This window comes from Acinetobacter terrae (assembly GCF_013004375.1).
GTDB classification, from domain to species: domain Bacteria; phylum Pseudomonadota; class Gammaproteobacteria; order Pseudomonadales; family Moraxellaceae; genus Acinetobacter; species Acinetobacter terrae.
Genome location: NZ_JABERI010000005.1, coordinates 170465 through 186987, shown reverse-complemented (window position 1 = coordinate 186987; position 16523 = coordinate 170465). Strand labels below are relative to the sequence as shown.

The 16523-nt window shown below is 41.9% G+C and carries 19 protein-coding genes; 6 read left to right on the top strand and 13 right to left on the bottom strand.

What is annotated here, in order from left to right:
• Positions 1–5 precede the first annotated feature (5 nt).
• The 11 genes from ssuC to ubiG form a co-directional block, all read right to left on the bottom strand.
• Complete coding sequence (ssuC, locus tag HLH14_RS03645) at positions 6–821, bottom strand: aliphatic sulfonate ABC transporter permease SsuC (protein WP_171532708.1); 816 nt, start codon at positions 819–821, stop codon at positions 6–8.
• Positions 821–1996 (bottom strand): FMNH2-dependent alkanesulfonate monooxygenase, encoded by a 1176-nt coding sequence (ssuD, locus tag HLH14_RS03640; RefSeq protein WP_131271842.1) that lies wholly within the window; start codon positions 1994–1996, stop codon positions 821–823. Before ssuD ends, ssuC begins: the two co-directional genes overlap by 1 nt.
• Before the next feature lie 16 nt (positions 1997–2012).
• Positions 2013–2945, bottom strand: a complete 933-nt coding sequence (locus HLH14_RS03635; RefSeq protein ID WP_235940461.1) for an aliphatic sulfonate ABC transporter substrate-binding protein — start codon at positions 2943–2945, stop codon at positions 2013–2015.
• 85 nt (positions 2946–3030) lie between these two features.
• A complete protein-coding gene (locus HLH14_RS03630; RefSeq protein WP_131271840.1) occupies positions 3031–3993 on the bottom strand; it encodes a sulfonate ABC transporter substrate-binding protein in 963 nt (320 codons plus the stop codon).
• Positions 3994–4322: 329 nt separating this feature from the next.
• Positions 4323–5675, bottom strand: a complete 1353-nt coding sequence (gene argA, locus HLH14_RS03625) for an amino-acid N-acetyltransferase (RefSeq protein WP_171532706.1) — start codon at positions 5673–5675, stop codon at positions 4323–4325.
• Between the two features lie 131 nt (positions 5676–5806).
• Complete coding sequence (locus HLH14_RS03620; protein WP_171532705.1) at positions 5807–6205, bottom strand: RcnB family protein; 399 nt, start codon at positions 6203–6205, stop codon at positions 5807–5809.
• Positions 6206–6439: 234 nt separating this feature from the next.
• Complete coding sequence (locus HLH14_RS03615; RefSeq protein ID WP_171532704.1) at positions 6440–6847, bottom strand: RcnB family protein; 408 nt, start codon at positions 6845–6847, stop codon at positions 6440–6442.
• A gap of 295 nt (positions 6848–7142) precedes the next feature.
• Positions 7143–7298, bottom strand: a complete 156-nt coding sequence (locus HLH14_RS03610) for a hypothetical protein (RefSeq protein WP_165493775.1) — start codon at positions 7296–7298, stop codon at positions 7143–7145.
• A 196-nt stretch (positions 7299–7494) separates the two neighbouring features.
• On the bottom strand, positions 7495–8241 hold the full coding sequence (locus tag HLH14_RS03605; protein ID WP_171532703.1) for a YciK family oxidoreductase: 747 nt from the start codon (positions 8239–8241) through the stop codon (positions 7495–7497).
• Between the two features lie 33 nt (positions 8242–8274).
• Positions 8275–8973 (bottom strand): HAD family hydrolase, encoded by a 699-nt coding sequence (locus HLH14_RS03600; RefSeq protein WP_171532702.1) that lies wholly within the window; start codon positions 8971–8973, stop codon positions 8275–8277.
• Entirely contained in the window at positions 8973–9686 is a 714-nt protein-coding gene (gene ubiG / locus HLH14_RS03595; protein ID WP_067725310.1) for a bifunctional 2-polyprenyl-6-hydroxyphenol methylase/3-demethylubiquinol 3-O-methyltransferase UbiG, read from the bottom strand. The genes HLH14_RS03600 and ubiG overlap by 1 nt, the downstream gene beginning before the upstream one ends.
• A 181-nt stretch (positions 9687–9867) precedes the next feature.
• On the opposite strand from ubiG, the gene HLH14_RS03590 reads away from it, so the two are divergent.
• Positions 9868–10485 (top strand): thiol:disulfide interchange protein DsbA/DsbL, encoded by a 618-nt coding sequence (locus tag HLH14_RS03590; protein ID WP_171532701.1) that lies wholly within the window; start codon positions 9868–9870, stop codon positions 10483–10485.
• A gap of 60 nt (positions 10486–10545) precedes the next feature.
• Here the strand turns inward: HLH14_RS03590 and HLH14_RS03585 are convergent, their stop codons facing one another.
• Entirely contained in the window at positions 10546–11202 is a 657-nt protein-coding gene (locus HLH14_RS03585; RefSeq protein WP_171532700.1) for a TetR family transcriptional regulator, read from the bottom strand.
• Positions 11203–11377: 175 nt separating this feature from the next.
• Here HLH14_RS03585 and HLH14_RS03580 point away from each other — a divergent pair, with 175 nt between their 5' ends.
• The 4 genes from HLH14_RS03580 (at position 11378) to HLH14_RS16315 (ending at position 14896) form a co-directional block, all read left to right on the top strand.
• The gene (locus tag HLH14_RS03580) at positions 11378–12400 is read left to right on the top strand and encodes a ferredoxin reductase (RefSeq protein WP_171532699.1); all 1023 of its coding nucleotides are present in this window, start codon (positions 11378–11380) and stop codon (positions 12398–12400) included.
• Between the two features lie 81 nt (positions 12401–12481).
• Entirely contained in the window at positions 12482–13627 is a 1146-nt protein-coding gene (locus HLH14_RS03575) for a fatty acid desaturase family protein (protein ID WP_378320940.1), read from the top strand.
• Positions 13628–13801: 174 nt separating this feature from the next.
• A complete protein-coding gene (gene rph, locus HLH14_RS03570; RefSeq protein WP_067725320.1) occupies positions 13802–14518 on the top strand; it encodes a ribonuclease PH in 717 nt (238 codons plus the stop codon).
• 183 nt (positions 14519–14701) lie between these two features.
• A complete protein-coding gene (locus tag HLH14_RS16315) occupies positions 14702–14896 on the top strand; it encodes an ABZJ_00068 family colistin stress protein (protein WP_451916760.1) in 195 nt (64 codons plus the stop codon).
• Here the strand turns inward: HLH14_RS16315 and nadC are convergent.
• Complete coding sequence (gene nadC, locus HLH14_RS03565; protein ID WP_171532698.1) at positions 14886–15731, bottom strand: carboxylating nicotinate-nucleotide diphosphorylase; 846 nt, start codon at positions 15729–15731, stop codon at positions 14886–14888. The two genes, HLH14_RS16315 and nadC, sit on opposite strands and share 11 nt — an antisense overlap.
• A 176-nt stretch (positions 15732–15907) precedes the next feature.
• Between nadC and ampD the strand changes: the two genes are divergently transcribed.
• A complete protein-coding gene (gene ampD / locus HLH14_RS03560) occupies positions 15908–16483 on the top strand; it encodes a 1,6-anhydro-N-acetylmuramyl-L-alanine amidase AmpD (RefSeq protein WP_086193765.1) in 576 nt (191 codons plus the stop codon).
• Positions 16484–16523 lie beyond the last annotated feature (40 nt).

The following is a 16523-nucleotide window of genomic DNA, read 5'->3' as shown; positions in this document are numbered from 1 at the left end:
ATTCCTTATTTTTGATATCCAGCATGCCAACGCAGTAAGTATTTTTCTAAGCCTACTGCCAATACATCGGCCAATTTTCCAAGCAGGGCGTAGAGCAAAATCCCCACTAATACGACATCGGTTTGTAAAAATTCACGCGCGTTCATGGTCATGTAGCCAATGCCTGATTGTGCGGAAATGGTTTCTGCAACAATAAGCAACACCCAAACCAGACCCAATGCAAAGCGTAAACCGACAAGAATGGACGGCATGGCACCCGGTAAAATAATTTCTTTGTATAACTGCCAGCGGGTTAGACCATAGCTTTTACCCATCTCGATGAGTTGTGGGTCGACCGAGCGAATTCCATGATAGGTGTTGATATAAATCGGGAAGAATACACCGACAGCAACTAAAAATAGTTTGGCTGATTCATCAATCCCAAACCATAGAATCACCAAAGGAATTAAAGCCAAGGCTGGAATGTTACGGATCATTTGCAAGGTGGTATCGAGCAGGGTCGATGCCATTTTAGAAGAGCCATTTAGCAAGCCCAGTAATAGACCTAAGCCACCACCCACGAATAAGCCGAGTAAGGCACGTCCCGCACTGACTTTAACGTGTTGCCAAAGCTCACCCGTGATCGACAGATGCCAGAATGCGCTTACCACAGCACTCGGTGCAGGCAGAATACGGCTTTCTAAAACACCGGTGCTGGATGCAATTTGCCAAATCGCGATCAGTGCGATCGGGAATAACCAGGGCAGTAAATGCTGCCCAAATTGTGTTCCACGTGAAACCTTAGTTTTTGCCAAGGATTCAGCAGAAATGCTTTTACTCATTAAGCCGGCTCCTGAGTTTTCACTTCTTTTTTCGCCTCATCTGGCACGTAGTTATTTGCCACGATTTCACCAAAAGGACCGGTCAAATTGGGTTGCGCCAGTTTTTGACGGGTTTCTAATGGAAGCAGTGGGAACACCAGTTCAGCAAAACGAATCGATTCTTCAAGATGTGGATAGCCTGAGAAAATAAAGGTATCAATACCCAAATCAGCATATTCTTGAATGCGGTCTGCCACTGTTTGTGGATCACCGACCAATGCTGTACCTGCACCGCCACGAACAAGACCTACGCCTGCCCAAAGGTTCGGAGACACTTCAAGTTTGGTACGATCGCCATTATGCAGTTCAGCCATGCGACGTTGACCCACCGAATCCATTTGTTTGAATTTCTTTTGTGCTGCTTGAATAGTGGCATCATCAACATATTGAATCAGTTCTTCAGCAGCAGCCCATGCCTGTTCATTGGTTTCACGCACAATCACGTGCAAGCGAATACCGTAATTCAAAGTACGACCACGTGCAGTAGCTTTAGCACGCATGGTTTCAACTTTTTCTTTTACCGCTGCTGGTGGCTCACCCCAAGTTAAATAAGTGTCAACCTGTTCTGCAGCAAGCTCGATTGCAGCATCAGAAGAACCGCCAAACCAAAGGGGTGGATATGGTTTCTGCACCGGTGGATAAAGCAGTTTTGCATCATCGACTTGTAAGCGGTCGCCGTGGAAAGTAAACGATTCACCTGTATGCGAGCGGGTTAAAATTTCACGCCAAATTTTGGTGTATTCAGCCGCTGTTTGGTAACGTGTTGCATGGTCTTCATAGACACCGTCACCTTTCAGCTCTTGCTCGTCACCACCTGTTACCAGGTTAAGCAATACACGACCATTGGATAAACGGTCAAAAGTTGCCGCCATACGCGCAGCAAGAGCAGGAGTGGTTACCCCTGGACGTAAAGCGACCAGGAATTTTAAATTTTTGGTTGCATCAATCAGGCTTGCAGCAGTAATCCACGGATCTTCACACGAACGACCCGTTGGAATCAGTACGCCTTCGTAACCTAAGTTATCTACGGCTACGGCAATCTGTTTCATATAAGCATGATCGACCTGACGCGCGCCTTTGCTTGTGCCTAAATAGCGACTGTCACCATGCGTAGGAATAAACCAGAAAATTTTCATTGCTTTGATCCTTAGATTATTTGCCTGCCCAAACGGCTTGCTGAATGTGGATAGATTTCGGAATGATTTTGAGTTCGCTAAAACGGTTCGCGAGTTCTTGCTGATCTGCGATCACTTTTTGAGTAAGTAGTGCAGCACTTGATGGATTAGGACGACGCTGGATAAAGGTCTGGCTGACATTCAGTTTCAGACCTGTACTTTGGGCAAATAGGGTTGCAGTTGCAGCCTTGTTGCTTTGTACCCATTTATCCGCAACGTTTACTTGCTTGATAATGCCTTTTAATGCCTGAGGGTGATTTTTAACTAAATCACCTGAAGCTAAATAAAACGTGTAATTGGGACTTAAGCCCTGACCTGAAGCCAGTACTTTGGCTTTATCTTCAACTTGAGCCGAAGCATAGTAGGGATCCCAAATGGCCCATGCATCAATGGCACCTTTTTGGAAAGCAGCGCGTGCATCTGCAGGACTTAACCAGATCGGTTGAATATCGGTCCATTGCAAACCTGCTTTGCGTACAGCTTGCACCAATAAATAATGTGAGCTTGAACCACGGTGAACCCCAATGCGTTTACCCTTTAGCTGACTAAGTTGGATGATTTTGGAATTTCTGGGCACCAAAATGGCAGAAGCCAAATGCTTGGCGGTTTCATAAGCAAAATAATGCAATGGCTTGTTGCCCGCCTGAGCGTATACAGGAGGTGTATCGCCTGTAGCACCGATATCAATAGAACCGACAGCCAGTGCTTCTAAAATTTGCGGACCACCCGGAAATTCATTCCATGAAATTTTTGCGTTTGGAAATTCCTGTTCAAACAGCTTCTGTTGTTTGGCAATCACCAGATTGACCGAAGCTTTTTGATAGCCCACGCGTAGCTGTTTTACAGAAGGATCCACAGCCAAAGCAGCACTCGAACCCAACATCGCGCAAGCAATTAACATGGCATTCATGCCATGACTGGATATTTTAAACCAGGTAATCGCTTTGTTATCTTGCTGATGTTGAGTCATGGTCGAGTCCTCTATTGTTGTGTCATTACTTCGCTAAAATTGCGGATTGAATATTGATTTTGTTTGGAATAAGTTTCTGGTTATAGAATGCATCGGCAACATATTGCTGCTGTTTAACCACGTCGTTTGAAATCGGTTGCACGCCAAAGCCCATACGGGAAATGGATGTTTTCAGGATGTCGTTAGAGAGTCCTGTTGGTTTTTCCAAAAGTTTGGCTGCTTCGTCTTGATGCTGTGACACCCATTGTGTGGTGGTGTTTAATTCATTGACTACAGCTTTAAGTACATCTGGATGTTGTTCGGCAAATTTACGGTCTGCCAAATAGAACTGATGATTGCTGACCAAGTTTTCACCTGTGGCAATGATACGGGCACCAATCTGCTGTTCAGCAGCTGCAAAGAACGGATCCCAAATCACCCAGGCATCCACTGCACCTTTTTCAAAAGCAGCACGTGCATCAGAAGGCGGTAAATACACCACTTGGATGTCATCCAGTTTCAGATTGTTGGCTTCTAATAATTTGAGTAATAAGTAATGCACGTTTGAGCCTTTATTCAGGACAACACGTTTACCTTTTAAATCCTGAATACTTTGAATGGCTGAATCTTTTTGTACAATTAACGCTTCAGCTTTAGGCGCTTCCGGTTGGTTAGCGATATAAACCAGATTCGAATTGGCTGCCTGAGCAAAAATAGGAGGCGCTTCACCTGCTTCACCCAAGGAAACACTGCCGACATTTAAACCTTCAAGCAATTGTGGACCTGCAGGGAATTCGACCCATTTCACATTGACGCCTTGGTCTTTCAATGCTGTTTCTAAAGTGCCACGTTCTTTAATAATCGGTAACAAGCCATATTTTTGGAAACCGATATTTAAAGTTACCGTTTCAGCTTCTTTTTTGCCACAACCTGACATCATCATTGCGCCAGCAACTACTGAAGAAAGGACCAGCGATTTCGCCCAGAATTTTGCTTGAATGGCGCTCATGAATGTGTGCTCCGCAACAATGAAGTGTTGAATATTGAACACATAAGCTAAAGCTTTATCTTTTTCGAAAAAAATAAAAAAATAGGAATTCTTAATGAGGAAAAAAGATAAATAAAAAAAAGAAAAACTTATGTAAAAATGTGATTTATAAGAAAAATAAAATAGGCTGTTTTAATTGTTTAAGTTGTTGATATTAATTTAATTTAATTTTAAAGATCATACTGTTATAAAGTTATGCAAAAACTGCATAAGCAAATTGTCACAAATTTCACAAAAGCATAGATAAAGATATAAAAAATAAAGATATAACAAGCATAAAAAAAGCCACTTTAAAGTGACTTTTTGAACACCAATGAGTTACGTTGGTAGTTATACAGCGCCTGACGTGCATTCGGCAGATCATCGACACTCGCGGGTTCAAAGCCATGCTCGACAAACCAGTGCGCGGTACGTGTGGTCAGTACAAACAGTTGTTGAATGCCCAAATTTTTGGCTTTGTCTTCCAGATAATGCAAAATCTGGCTACCACGGTTGGACTTGCGATAGGTTGGATCTACCGCGACACAAGCGATCTCCGCCGATTTAATTTCATGGGCTGAAGTTGGAATCGGATACAGCGCGGCACAGGCTAAAATCATGCCATCCCGTTCAATCACAGAAAATTGCTCAATTTCACTTTCTAATCGTTCACGTGAGCGATACACCAGAATGCCTTCTTCTTCGAGTGGGCGAAGCAAATTCATCAGACCACCGACATCCTGAATATTTGCAGTACGAACCTCTTCATAATGTGCATCGGTCATCATGGTGCCTGCACCGTCACGGGTGAACAGTTCTTCCAGCAATGCGCCATCATAAGTATAAGAAATCAGATGCACACGACGCACGCCTTGCAGTGAGGCATTCTTTGCACCGCGTAACTGCAAAGCAATATCTGGATTGGAGTCCTGATATTGCAAAATGTGCTGATCGAGCTGATGAGGGGGAATTTCACGTTGCAATTGCCCGAATTCATTCACCAGGCCTTGTTGTTTACCCAAGAAAATCAACTTGTCCGCTTTAAGCAAAATAGCGGTATTGGTGGCGACTTCTTCAGCGACCAGGTTAAACACTTCACCTGTGTTGGAATAACCGGTTGGGCCGAGCAATACAATATTATGATTTTTAAGATGGCGTTGAATTGCATCGGTATCCACGGTACGTAATTCACCAGTGAGCTGAAAATCCACACCATCACGAATGCCATAAGGTTTTGCAGTGACAAAATTGCCTGAGATGACATCAATACGTGCGCCGTACATCGGTGAGTTGGCAAGCCCCATCGACAGCAGCGCTTCAATTTGCAAACGGATAGAACCTACGGCATTCATCACGCAACTTAAAGATTCGCGCGTGGTAATACGACGATGATTATGAAATGGCGTTTGAATGCCACTGGCTTTTAAGTTCTGATTGATCTGTGAACGTGCACCATGAACCAGAATCAGACGAATGCCTAAAGAGTGCAGTAGGGCAATGTCATGAATAATATGCTGGAAATTTTCATGTTGAACCGCTTCACCATCAAACATAATAACAAAGGTTTTATTGCGGTGAGCATTGATATAAGGCGCAGAATGTCGAAACCAATGCACATATTGCAAAGTTGTGCTTTGTGATGTTTCAGATGAATTCGTTTGCATACCTATCTCAAAATTAAAAAATTTCCTTCTCTGATTCTAATCAAAAAATGATTGAGGGGAAGCTAAAAATAAAAAAACACCTGAATCGAATTCAGGTGTTTTTTTAGGGAAGAGGAAACTTAAACCAGATTTTAGTTGATGATGCGTACAATACGGTCGGTACGTTCATTTACCAAGACATAGTCGCCGTTGATTTTGTACCATTGTTGATAACGGCCAGTATTAGGTAAACGGCGTGCTTCACGATCGCTGACTTTATAGCTAGATGAGCTAAATACACGTGGGAAGCTTTGACCTGTACGCCAGTCCTTACTTGGGTTTACACGTTTATTATCATAACGTTTGTTGTCATAACGATTGTGGTCATAACGGTTGTTATTGTCCCAACGGTGATCATCCTGTTTTACAGGCTTTGATGGAGCATGGTTATAACGTTGATGATCATCATAACGATGATCCGGTGCTGCCATTGCTGAAGTTGCCATCAATGCAGATAAAGAAAGCGCAATTGTTGTTAGAATTTTTTTCATATCTTTCACCTAATTTTCAGAGAGAACAGTTATTTCGTTGAAACTAAATTAACTAAAAATTAGAGATAAAAAATGAGAGCTGTATAGTTGAATTGTGAAATTCATGGAGAAAAAAAGAAGATTGTAAAATGTTGAAAAGCTTGCAGTTAAAGACTTGCTGTTAAAATGAACGATGGATGTAAAACAAAAAAAAGCTCAAACTGGAGTTTGAGCTTGGAGAACTTAAAACTGAGTTTAGAAACCTTGAATACGCACAATATTATTACTATCAGTATCCACTAAAATGTAGTCATTATTGATTTTGTACCACTGCTGGTTACGAGAGGGTTTTGGCAAGTCATGGCTTTTGTAATCGACTTTATAACCATTACCACGATAATGCTGCGGCATGACATAACCGGTTTGCCATTTATGCTGCTGTAGACGTTTTACTCCCTGTTCTTCACGACCACGGCGTTTATCTTGCATACGATCATCGTCATCATCATGGCCACGAAAATCTCGACCATTATTCGACTGCTGATGACGGGGTTGATCCCACCCACGATTTTTATCGTGTTTCTCATGAGGGGCAGCAGTGGTTACACTGCTTGCCATCAATGCACTGAAAGAGATTGCCAGAATTGTCAAAATCTTTTTCATGTTGAACCCTCATAGAAAATTTATTAATTTCAATAATGCTAATGTACGAAAAAATTGCAGAGAAACTGTGAAGATAAATCACTCATTTATTAAAAAATGCAGAGATAATAAGGATATTATGCAGAAATATCTCACGATTTAAAAATCTTAAGAATTTTATAGTCGATATTAAATACTAGAAAAACAGGGCATTGATGAAAACTTTGTATCAAATTTTTGATATTGCTTTTATTTATTCAAAATTGTTCTGGCAAAAGGCCTGAACAGCCTATGTCGACTGTTCAATAAAATTGCTTTAGTTCCATTGCTCAGCCAAATCTTGAAGTGAGCTCACAGCCTGTGCAATTGCTTCTGCTTGTCCTGCATCATCCAGACCTGTAATCAATGTATTTGAAAGCTGTAAGTTTTTAATACAACGAATGGTTTCAATTTTACGTTTTTGATCAGCCATAACCTGTTTCTCATATGCTGTGTTCTTCAATAGGAGTGAGCATAGGCTTATTTTACTGATTTGGAAAAACGAATATTATTATGAAAGTTATTTAAAAATACGATTTATAAGTTTTTATTTATCTGAAAATTCTCTCCTTAAAGGAGAGACGATAAAATCAAAAGGGAGCATGACTCCCTTTTGATCTTTTTAAGGATTAATCCTGTGCATCAATGCTTTGACCATTGAGATGCAAGCTGTCATCACCCATTAAATACAGATAAGCCGGCATAATCATTTCAGGTGTTGCTAATGTTTTCGGATCTTCATCTGGATAGGCTTTGGCACGCATTGCAGTACGTGTTGCTCCCGGATTAATACAGTTAAATCGCACATTTGGATAAACATTTTCTTTGGCAAAAATCTTGTTCACCGCTTCAATGGCAATTTTTGATACCGAGTATGCACCCCAACGTTCACGTGCTTCACGACCGACACCAGAACTGGCAAAAACCACAGAGGCATGTTCTGCTTTATGTAGCAGGGGTAACAGTTCTTGAGTCAGTAAAAATGGCGCACGCAGATTCACCGCCATCACATCATCCCAGACATCAATCGGGTAATGGGCGAGTTCTGTGCGTTCCCCCAGAATACCGGCATTGTGCAAAATGCCATCTAAGCGACCAAATTGTTTTTCTAAAGTATCGACCAGTAACTCATAGTCTCGAGGAGAGGCGCTGGAGAGTTGCAAAGGCAGAATAGCCGGTTGTGGTGCACCCAGGCTTTCAATTTCATCATAAATGACTTCAAGCTTGTTTAAGGTGCGACCATGCAGTACGACGGTTGCCCCATGCAGGGCATAGCTAATTGCAGCTGCACGACCAATACCATCGCCCGCACCTGTAATCAGGATAATGCGATCTTTTAACAGATCGGGGCGAGGTTGATATTCTGAATATTTCATTGCCTACCTCCTCGTTTATATATTGTTATGTCGTTATGAAATCAGAGAATTATTATGTTGCGTTGATGAGACCAGCTGATTAATCACTTGATGCAATTCGGCAACTGTGTTGACTATACAATCAGCTTGCCATGCTGTTAAGTCATCTTTGTGTTGCAATGGTAAATAACCATAGCCCGCCAAGATAGTGTACATATTTGCGTTACGGCCGGCATCAATGTCACGCGGATGGTCGCCGACATAGATACAGTCTTCTGGCTGAATCTGAATTTGTTTAGCTGCCAGATACATCGGTTCAGGATCAGGTTTGGTTTTGCTGACATCTTCAGGGCAAACCAGAACCGCACAGCGCTCAGTCAAGTTCAGCGCTTTAAGCAATGATTCGCTTAACCAGCGTGGTTTATTGGTGACAATACCCCAAGGAATATCTTGTCTTTCCAATTCTTCAAGCAGCGGATACATGCCTTCGAATAAGTCAGTATCCACGGCAATATCTTCCCCATACAAATCCAGAAAGCGTTGCCGATGGGCAAGGAAAACCGGGTCTTCAACCTCCAGTTCAGGATAGACCAGTTTTACCATGGCACGTGCGCCTTCAGACACTTGGGTACGAATCAAATCTGCAGCCACGATTTCACATTGTTTATCGCGGCACATGTCTTGAATAATGCGAATAAAGTCGGCAGCGGTGTCAATCAGGGTGCCATCTAGATCAAACAGTACAGCTTTCATTAGGCACCTTCTTTTACCGTATAAACCATGTAGTTCACATCCACATTCGGTGCCAGCCAATAACGTTTGGTAATCGGGTTGAAATGTAAACCGGTCATGTCTTTTAATTTTAAGCCCGCACTACGGATATCATGCGCAAGTTCAGAAGGCTTGATGAATTTATGATAATCATGCGTGCCTTTGGCCAACATGCGTAACACATATTCCGCGCCAATAATCGCAAATAAATAAGATTTTGGATTACGGTTAATGGTGGAGAAGAACACATGGCCACCCGGTTTGACCAACTTTTGGCAAGCTAGAATAATCGATGCTGGATCGGGTACATGTTCCAGCATTTCCATGCAAGTGACCACGTCATATTGTCCTGCTTGTTCTTCTGCCAACTGTTCTACCGGAACCTGGCGATACTCAATATTCTCAACGCCTTCTTGTTCTGCATGAATACGCGCCACATTTAAGGGTGCTTCACCCATGTCGATACCCAAAACCTGAGCACCACGACGCGCCATGCTTTCAGACAGAATGCCGCCACCACAGCCGACATCAAGAACCTTCTTACCGGCAATGCCACCTGAATGTTCATCAATCCAATTTAAGCGTAAAGGGTTAATTTGATGCAGGGGACGGAACTCAGAATGCTGATCCCACCATATGGCTGCGAATGCTTCAAATTTGGCAATTTCTTGTGGATCAACATTCAATTGCGACATCGGTATCACCTCAATCAAGTCGTTATATTTTAAAAAAAGTTATAGGGGCTTAGTGTAGCGTTTATTCTCAAAAAAGCGATAAAAGCCGTAAAAAAGTTCACAGAATGAAAACGAATTCGGCATAATTGATTTATAGTAATCGCATAAATTAATCATAACGATTTAGAGGACAATAAGTTCAATGAAAAAACTCCTTTTAGGTAGTCTTGCTACTGCTATTTTTGCCTTTTCAGGCACGGCAATGGCGGCTAATTTTGTCGCGGGTAAAGATTACACCGTGGTTGCCAACCCGGGCAAAGTTGAAGTTCCTGGCAAAATTGAAGTACGTGAGTTCTTTTGGTACGGCTGCCCACACTGCTTTAAATTAGAGCCGCATATGCAGGCTTGGCTCAGAAAAATTCCTAAAGATGTCAACTTTGTGCGTACACCTGCTGCGATGAATCCAGTCTGGGAACAAGGTGCTCGCGGTTATTATGTATCTGAAGCATTAGGCGTTCGCAAGAGAACTCACTTGCCTTTATTCCATGCGATTCATGCAGGCGGACAACAGATTTTTGACCAAAAATCACAAGCAAAATTCTTTGTGAAATATGGCGTACCTGAAGCAAAATTCAACAGCATGTTTAATTCATTCGCGATTACTTCAAAAGTAGCGCAATCTAAAAAATTGGCACAGCAATACCAACTGAGCGGTGTTCCTGCGGTGGTTGTGAATGGTAAATATGTCGTTCAAGGTGAAGATGCTAAAGTGACTCAAGTGGTGAGCTACCTGGTGGAAAAAGAACGTAAAGCGAAATAAGTTTTATGTGCTAAAAAACCCGCAATCATTGCGGGTTTTTTATGTTTTATTTTTAGTGAATTACTCAGTGATTGCCTTTGACGTATCCCAGTTCGAGATTCCTCGAAAAATGACATGCACCTGGGTAATGGTTTGTAATTTAAATTGTTTTTGTTGTTCTATTCGTTGTTCAGCCTGATAGTGACGATTGATATCCATCCAGGTCATCGCCCAGGTAAAGGATAAATTAATTAAAATATTAGAAATCACCTGCAGGTCTTGGACATTGCGGATGTGCTGTACAGTTTCCATTTTACATAAATCATTGGCCAAATCTTCAATTAAAAAATTAATTTCCCGTGCAATGGCCTGACGAATCACCTCTGATCCACCCCAGCGTTCGGCAATCATAAATACCCAAGGTTCAGGATTATGCTCAACCGCCTGAAAAAACAGATCTAGGCTGATTTTCGCTTTGGTATTGGGTTGATAGATATAAGCTTGTCCAAGTTGATGCAAAATGCCTTTTAAATGCAGGGCAACTTGATCGACCAATTCCAGTCCAAGCTCATTCATGTCTTGAAAATGGCGATAAAATGCAGTCGGTACCAGCCCCACATGACGAGCGATTTCACGCAAACTGATACTACTAAAAGAACGTCCAGACGTGCTTAAAGCAAGCGCGGCATCCAAAAGTGCTTGGCGGCTTTGTTGTTTACGCTCATCCCGGATCGACATTCGACTACCCTAAAAAAATTCTGCATGAAGTCTATCAAAAAAAAACAAATTAAACGACGAATGTCAGTGAACGCATGTTGACTGAATTAAAAAATAATTATAGTGTACAAGTGTTCACTGTAAGAACACCTGTTCACTCAAATAAATAACCAGCAATAAAAAAGAGGAACCTCATATGAGTCATGTGATGCAGTACCAACCGCAATGGATCCGAGAAGATTTCGTCGATTTTATTGCTGAAAAAGTGAATCCAGTTTGGGCATGGAAAAAAGTGAAAGCCAGTATTGTTGATGTACACATGCTGAGTGAAGACTTTTATCAAATTCAGCTTGAGCCAAATCATAACTTTCATGCACAAGCATTTCGTGCTGGACAAAGTATTTTAGTGACTGTGGTGATTGCAGGGGTTCGTCAGCAACGTAATTATTCGATTGTGAAAATCACCGAGACGGGCAACATCGTGATTGCAGTGAAACGTCAGGGGAAAGTATCCAATGCCTTAACTCATTTGGCGGTGGGCAGTGTGGTGGAAATCTCTCAAGTTCAGGGGGATTTCACATTAACGTCATCTCAAGATTCTATTCTATTACTGGCTTCAGGTAGTGGTATCACCGCGATTTATTCGCTATTACAACAGGCACTCAGTCAAAACCTGAGTCAAATTGATCTGCTGTATTTTACCCGTGATGACGCTTTTCATACCGAATTACAGCAATTGTCAGAACAATATTCACAGTTTCACTATCACCATTTCAATACACTTGTACAGAAACAACATTTAAGCGTAGAACTGCTTGAAAGTACGGTTGCGGATTTTCAACAACGCCAGAGTTATGCCTGTGGTGCCAAAGGCATGATGCAAAGCCTTAATCAGATTTATCAACAACTGGGTATTGCTAATCAATTAAAACAGGAATATTTTCAGATAGTTGTTAATGAAACTGCACAAGTGCAACCGGTGGTATTTTTACGTGCACAACAAGAGTTTGCAGCAAAAACCAATTTACTTGAAAGTGCTGAACAGGCAGGTTTGAAGCCGGCACATGGTTGTCGTATGGGGATTTGCAATACCTGTACCTGTACTAAAGTCAGCGGTTCAACCAAAAATCTGCTGACCGGTGAAATTGACCATGATAGCAATACCCAAATTAAGTTGTGTATTAGCCAAGCAGTCAGTCCGGTCGTGATCAACCTTTAAATACAATAATTTTAGGGCATTTAAGCGACTTCTCGCACTTTGTACAAAAGCAAAGCTGGATTTCCGCTTCGGAGAAAAACAATGAATATGTCAGTTAAGTTTCCAGAAAATAGTAAATCAAAACATTTGAGTGCTGAACAAATTGCTGAATTAGGGCAAAAAATCGATGCGATCCGCCGTGACATTATGGACAGCATTGGCGAGCAAGATGCCAAATACATTTATAAAATTCGTGATTTTGTCCGTTATAGCGAAATTGCGTCACGCGGAATGTTGATGTTCGGAGGCTGGATTCCACCGGTGTGGTTAGCGGGTACCGGTTTATTGGGTTTGTCCAAAATCGTGGAAAATATGGAGTTAGGCCATAACGTGATGCATGGTCAGTTTGACTGGCTCAATGACCCGAATCTGAACGGTGCCAATTATGACTGGGATACCATGTCGACTGGGGATGACTGGAAATATACGCACAACTATATTCACCATACTTATACCAATATTGTCGGTAAAGACCATGATGTCGGTTATGGCTTGGTTCGTGTCAGTGAGTCCCAAAAATGGGAACCGCGTTTTTTATTCAATATTCCTTTAACCATTCAGCTAATGGTGTTTTTTGAATGGTATGTGGGCTTACAAAATTTACATTTAGAAGATGCGATTGTCTATAAAACCAAAACCTGGAAAGAGGTTTGGATCGAGTCAGCGAAATTCCGTAAAAAAGCGGTACGTCAGGTGGCCAAAGATTATGTGTTTTTTCCATTAATTGCCGGTCCAAATGCCATTCCGGTATTTGCAGGCAATGCTGTAGCCAATGTGATTCGTAGTCTATGGGCATCAGCGGTCATTTTTAATGGTCACTTTACTGAAGATGCGGAAACCTTTGAACTGGACAATACTGAAAATGAAACCCGTGCAGAATGGTATTTACGCCAAATTCGCGGATCGAGTAATTTTACCGGAACAGAATGGTTGCATATTTTAAGTGGTAATTTGAGTCATCAAATTGAACACCATTTATTCCCGGATATGCCTGCCAATCGTTATGCAGAAGCTGCACCGAAAATTCGTGCCTTATGCGCAGAGTATGGAATTAACTATAACGAAGCCAGTTTCATGAAACAGTTTGGCAGTGTTTGGGTACGTTTAGCCAAATGTTCATTACCAAACTCTTGGACTGCCTCGGTTGTGCAATCCAAACAAAAGTTAAAAACATTATTTCGCTTTTAAAGTGAAATAGAGATGAATTTGAGGTCGCGTATAATGGGTGTTTCATTCAACTGATGGCTAAATAAAAGCAGCATGATTTTATGGTTTTTGCCAATGGACAATGTCCCGGCAAAACCTTCAAGCTTGCTTCTGTTATACTAAGCCGCAATGAATTTTAGCCAAAGAGAACCCATTATGCGTATCGACCAACGTACTTTAGATCAATTACGTGACGTAAAAATTACCCGTAACTATACGCGTTATGCGGAAGGTTCAGTATTGATTGAATTTGGTCATACTAAAGTTCTTTGTACTGCAAGTATTGATAATTCGGTGCCACGTTTCCTTAAAGGCAAGGGACAAGGCTGGGTAACCGCTGAATACGGTATGTTGCCACGTTCAACCCATACCCGTAGTGACCGTGAAGCCGCTCGTGGTAAACAGAGTGGTCGTACTCAAGAGATTCAGCGTCTGATTGGTCGTAGCTTACGTGCCATGGTGGATTTGAAAAAATTGGGTGAAAACACCATTACGATTGACTGTGATGTGATTCAGGCAGATGGCGGTACGCGTACCGCATCTATTACCGGTGCAGCCGTAGCTCTGATTGATGCGATGAATGTATTGCTTGAGAAAAAGAAAATTAAGCAAGATCCGCTGAAAGGCTTGGTGGCTGCGATTTCTGTAGGTATGTACCAAGACGAAGCGTTGTTGGATCTTTGTTATGAAGAAGATTCAAGCTGCCAAACTGACTTAAATGTGGTGATGACACAAGCAGGTGAGTTTATTGAAGTGCAAGGTACTGCTGAAGAAAAACCATTTACTCGTGCACAGTGTAACGAGATGCTTGAATTGGCTGAAAAAGGCATTCAAGAATTGATTAAAAAACAACAGGAAGCTTTAGGCTGGTAAGTTGTTTATTTGAAAATAAAAAAACGCATCTTAAGGTGCGTTTTTTTTATGGATCAGTCAAAAGCCGGATATAAAAAAGCTTGATACAAAAAGGCTGCAATTTCCGCCCCTTTTGAAACGCAGGCTTAAGATCAAGTTCATATTCAGTGGCTAGACTGATGCTTTGTTTTACAGGAGCATTAGATGTTAAATATCATCATCTTGGTTGTATCCGTGGTGACTCTGGCACTGATGACCAGTGATCCCCGAGCTTCAGAACAAGAATCGATCCAATCCGCTTGGCAACAGAACAGCAAACACCATCCAGTGAAATTCAGGATTCAACCTCTAAACCGAAATCTAAACCGCAAAATGATCCTTAGCAGACTTAAGCATTAAAGCGCATAGATAAATCAATCGCTTTGACATCCTTGGTTAAAACGCCCATCGAAATATAGTCGACACCAGACGTTGCCACTTCACGTAAATTTTCAATGGTGATGTTGCCCGAAGCTTCCAACTTGCAACGACCGGCAACATGCTTAACCGCATCAATCATTTGTTGTTGACTGAAATTATCCAGCATCACGATATCGGCATTGGCTTCTAGGGCTTGATTCAGTTCATCCCAAGTTTCTACTTCAACTTCCACAGGCTTACCCGGTGCAATATTGTGTGCTTTGGCAATTGCTTGCGCAATACCGCCCGCTGCCATAATGTGGTTTTCTTTAATCAAAAAGGCATCAAACAAACCTAGGCGATGGTTTTGACCGCCACCAATGGCGACAGCATATTTTTGTGCAATACGTAAGCCGGGAAGGGTTTTACGGGTATCTAATAATTTGGTGTTTAAACCTTCTAATTGTTTTACATATTCAGCTGTCTTAGTGGCTACTGCAGAAAGCGTTTGTACAAAATTCAGTGCAGGCCGTTCAACCGTCAGTAAGCTGCGTGCAGAACCGGCTAATTTTAAAAAGGCTTCATTGGCTTGTACGCGGTCGCCATCATTTTTCAGCCATGTTACTTGCACATTGGCATCATAAGCTTGAATGAGTGCATTGACCCAAGGCTGACCGGCAAGCACCATGTCTTCACGGCTAATGATGGTTGCAGTGGCTTGCTCATCTTCCGGGGTTAATAAAGCGGTGATATCACCTTCGCCAATATCTTCTTGTAAAGCCTGTTGAATATTGATCTGGATTGCGTGTTCCAACAAAGATTGAGATATGCTCATTAGAATTCCGTATCTTTTTTAACCCATGAAAATTGCGCGTTATATTAGCATTGTTCATTTAAAAGAAATGTTTTTTCCACGGATTTTTATCTTTGGAGTTTGAGATTTTAAGCTTAAAGTTTTAGGATTGCGCTAAAATCATCTACTTACGCGAAAATAAGACTCAGGATAGGAATATGCAACAGGCACCGTCTTTTCAGGTCATCGATGGTCAGTTAATCGGTGCAAGGCAAGTACCATCCCCGAACTATAATCAACGTCCCGAACACGCCGAAATTCAGTTGGTGGTGGTGCATAATATCAGTTTGCCCCCCTCACAATTTGGTGGCGGCTATATTGAACAGTTTTTTCAAAATCAGCTGGATTGGTCAAAGCATCCTTATTTTCAGAGCATTGAAGGCATGCAGGTTTCGACACATCTGTTAATTTTGCGCACTGGCGAAGTTTTGCAATTCGTGAATTTCAATGATCGCGCCTGGCATGCAGGACGTTCGAGCTATTTAGCTAAAAAAGAATGTAACGATTATTCGATTGGCATTGAGCTTGAAGGCAGCGATGACCAGCCTTTTGAAGAGGTGCAATACAGCCTGTTGGCAGAAGTGATTGCAACATTACAGGCAACCTATCCGAAGATATTACAACATTTGGCGGGGCACTCAGATATTGCCCCAGGACGTAAAACTGATCCGGGTCCATTTTTTGATTGGCCGAAAACCAGAGCATTAATCCAACAATGCAAAGCAGATCAATAGCTGTTCGACTTTATGATTTAACAACGAAATTCCTGTGGAG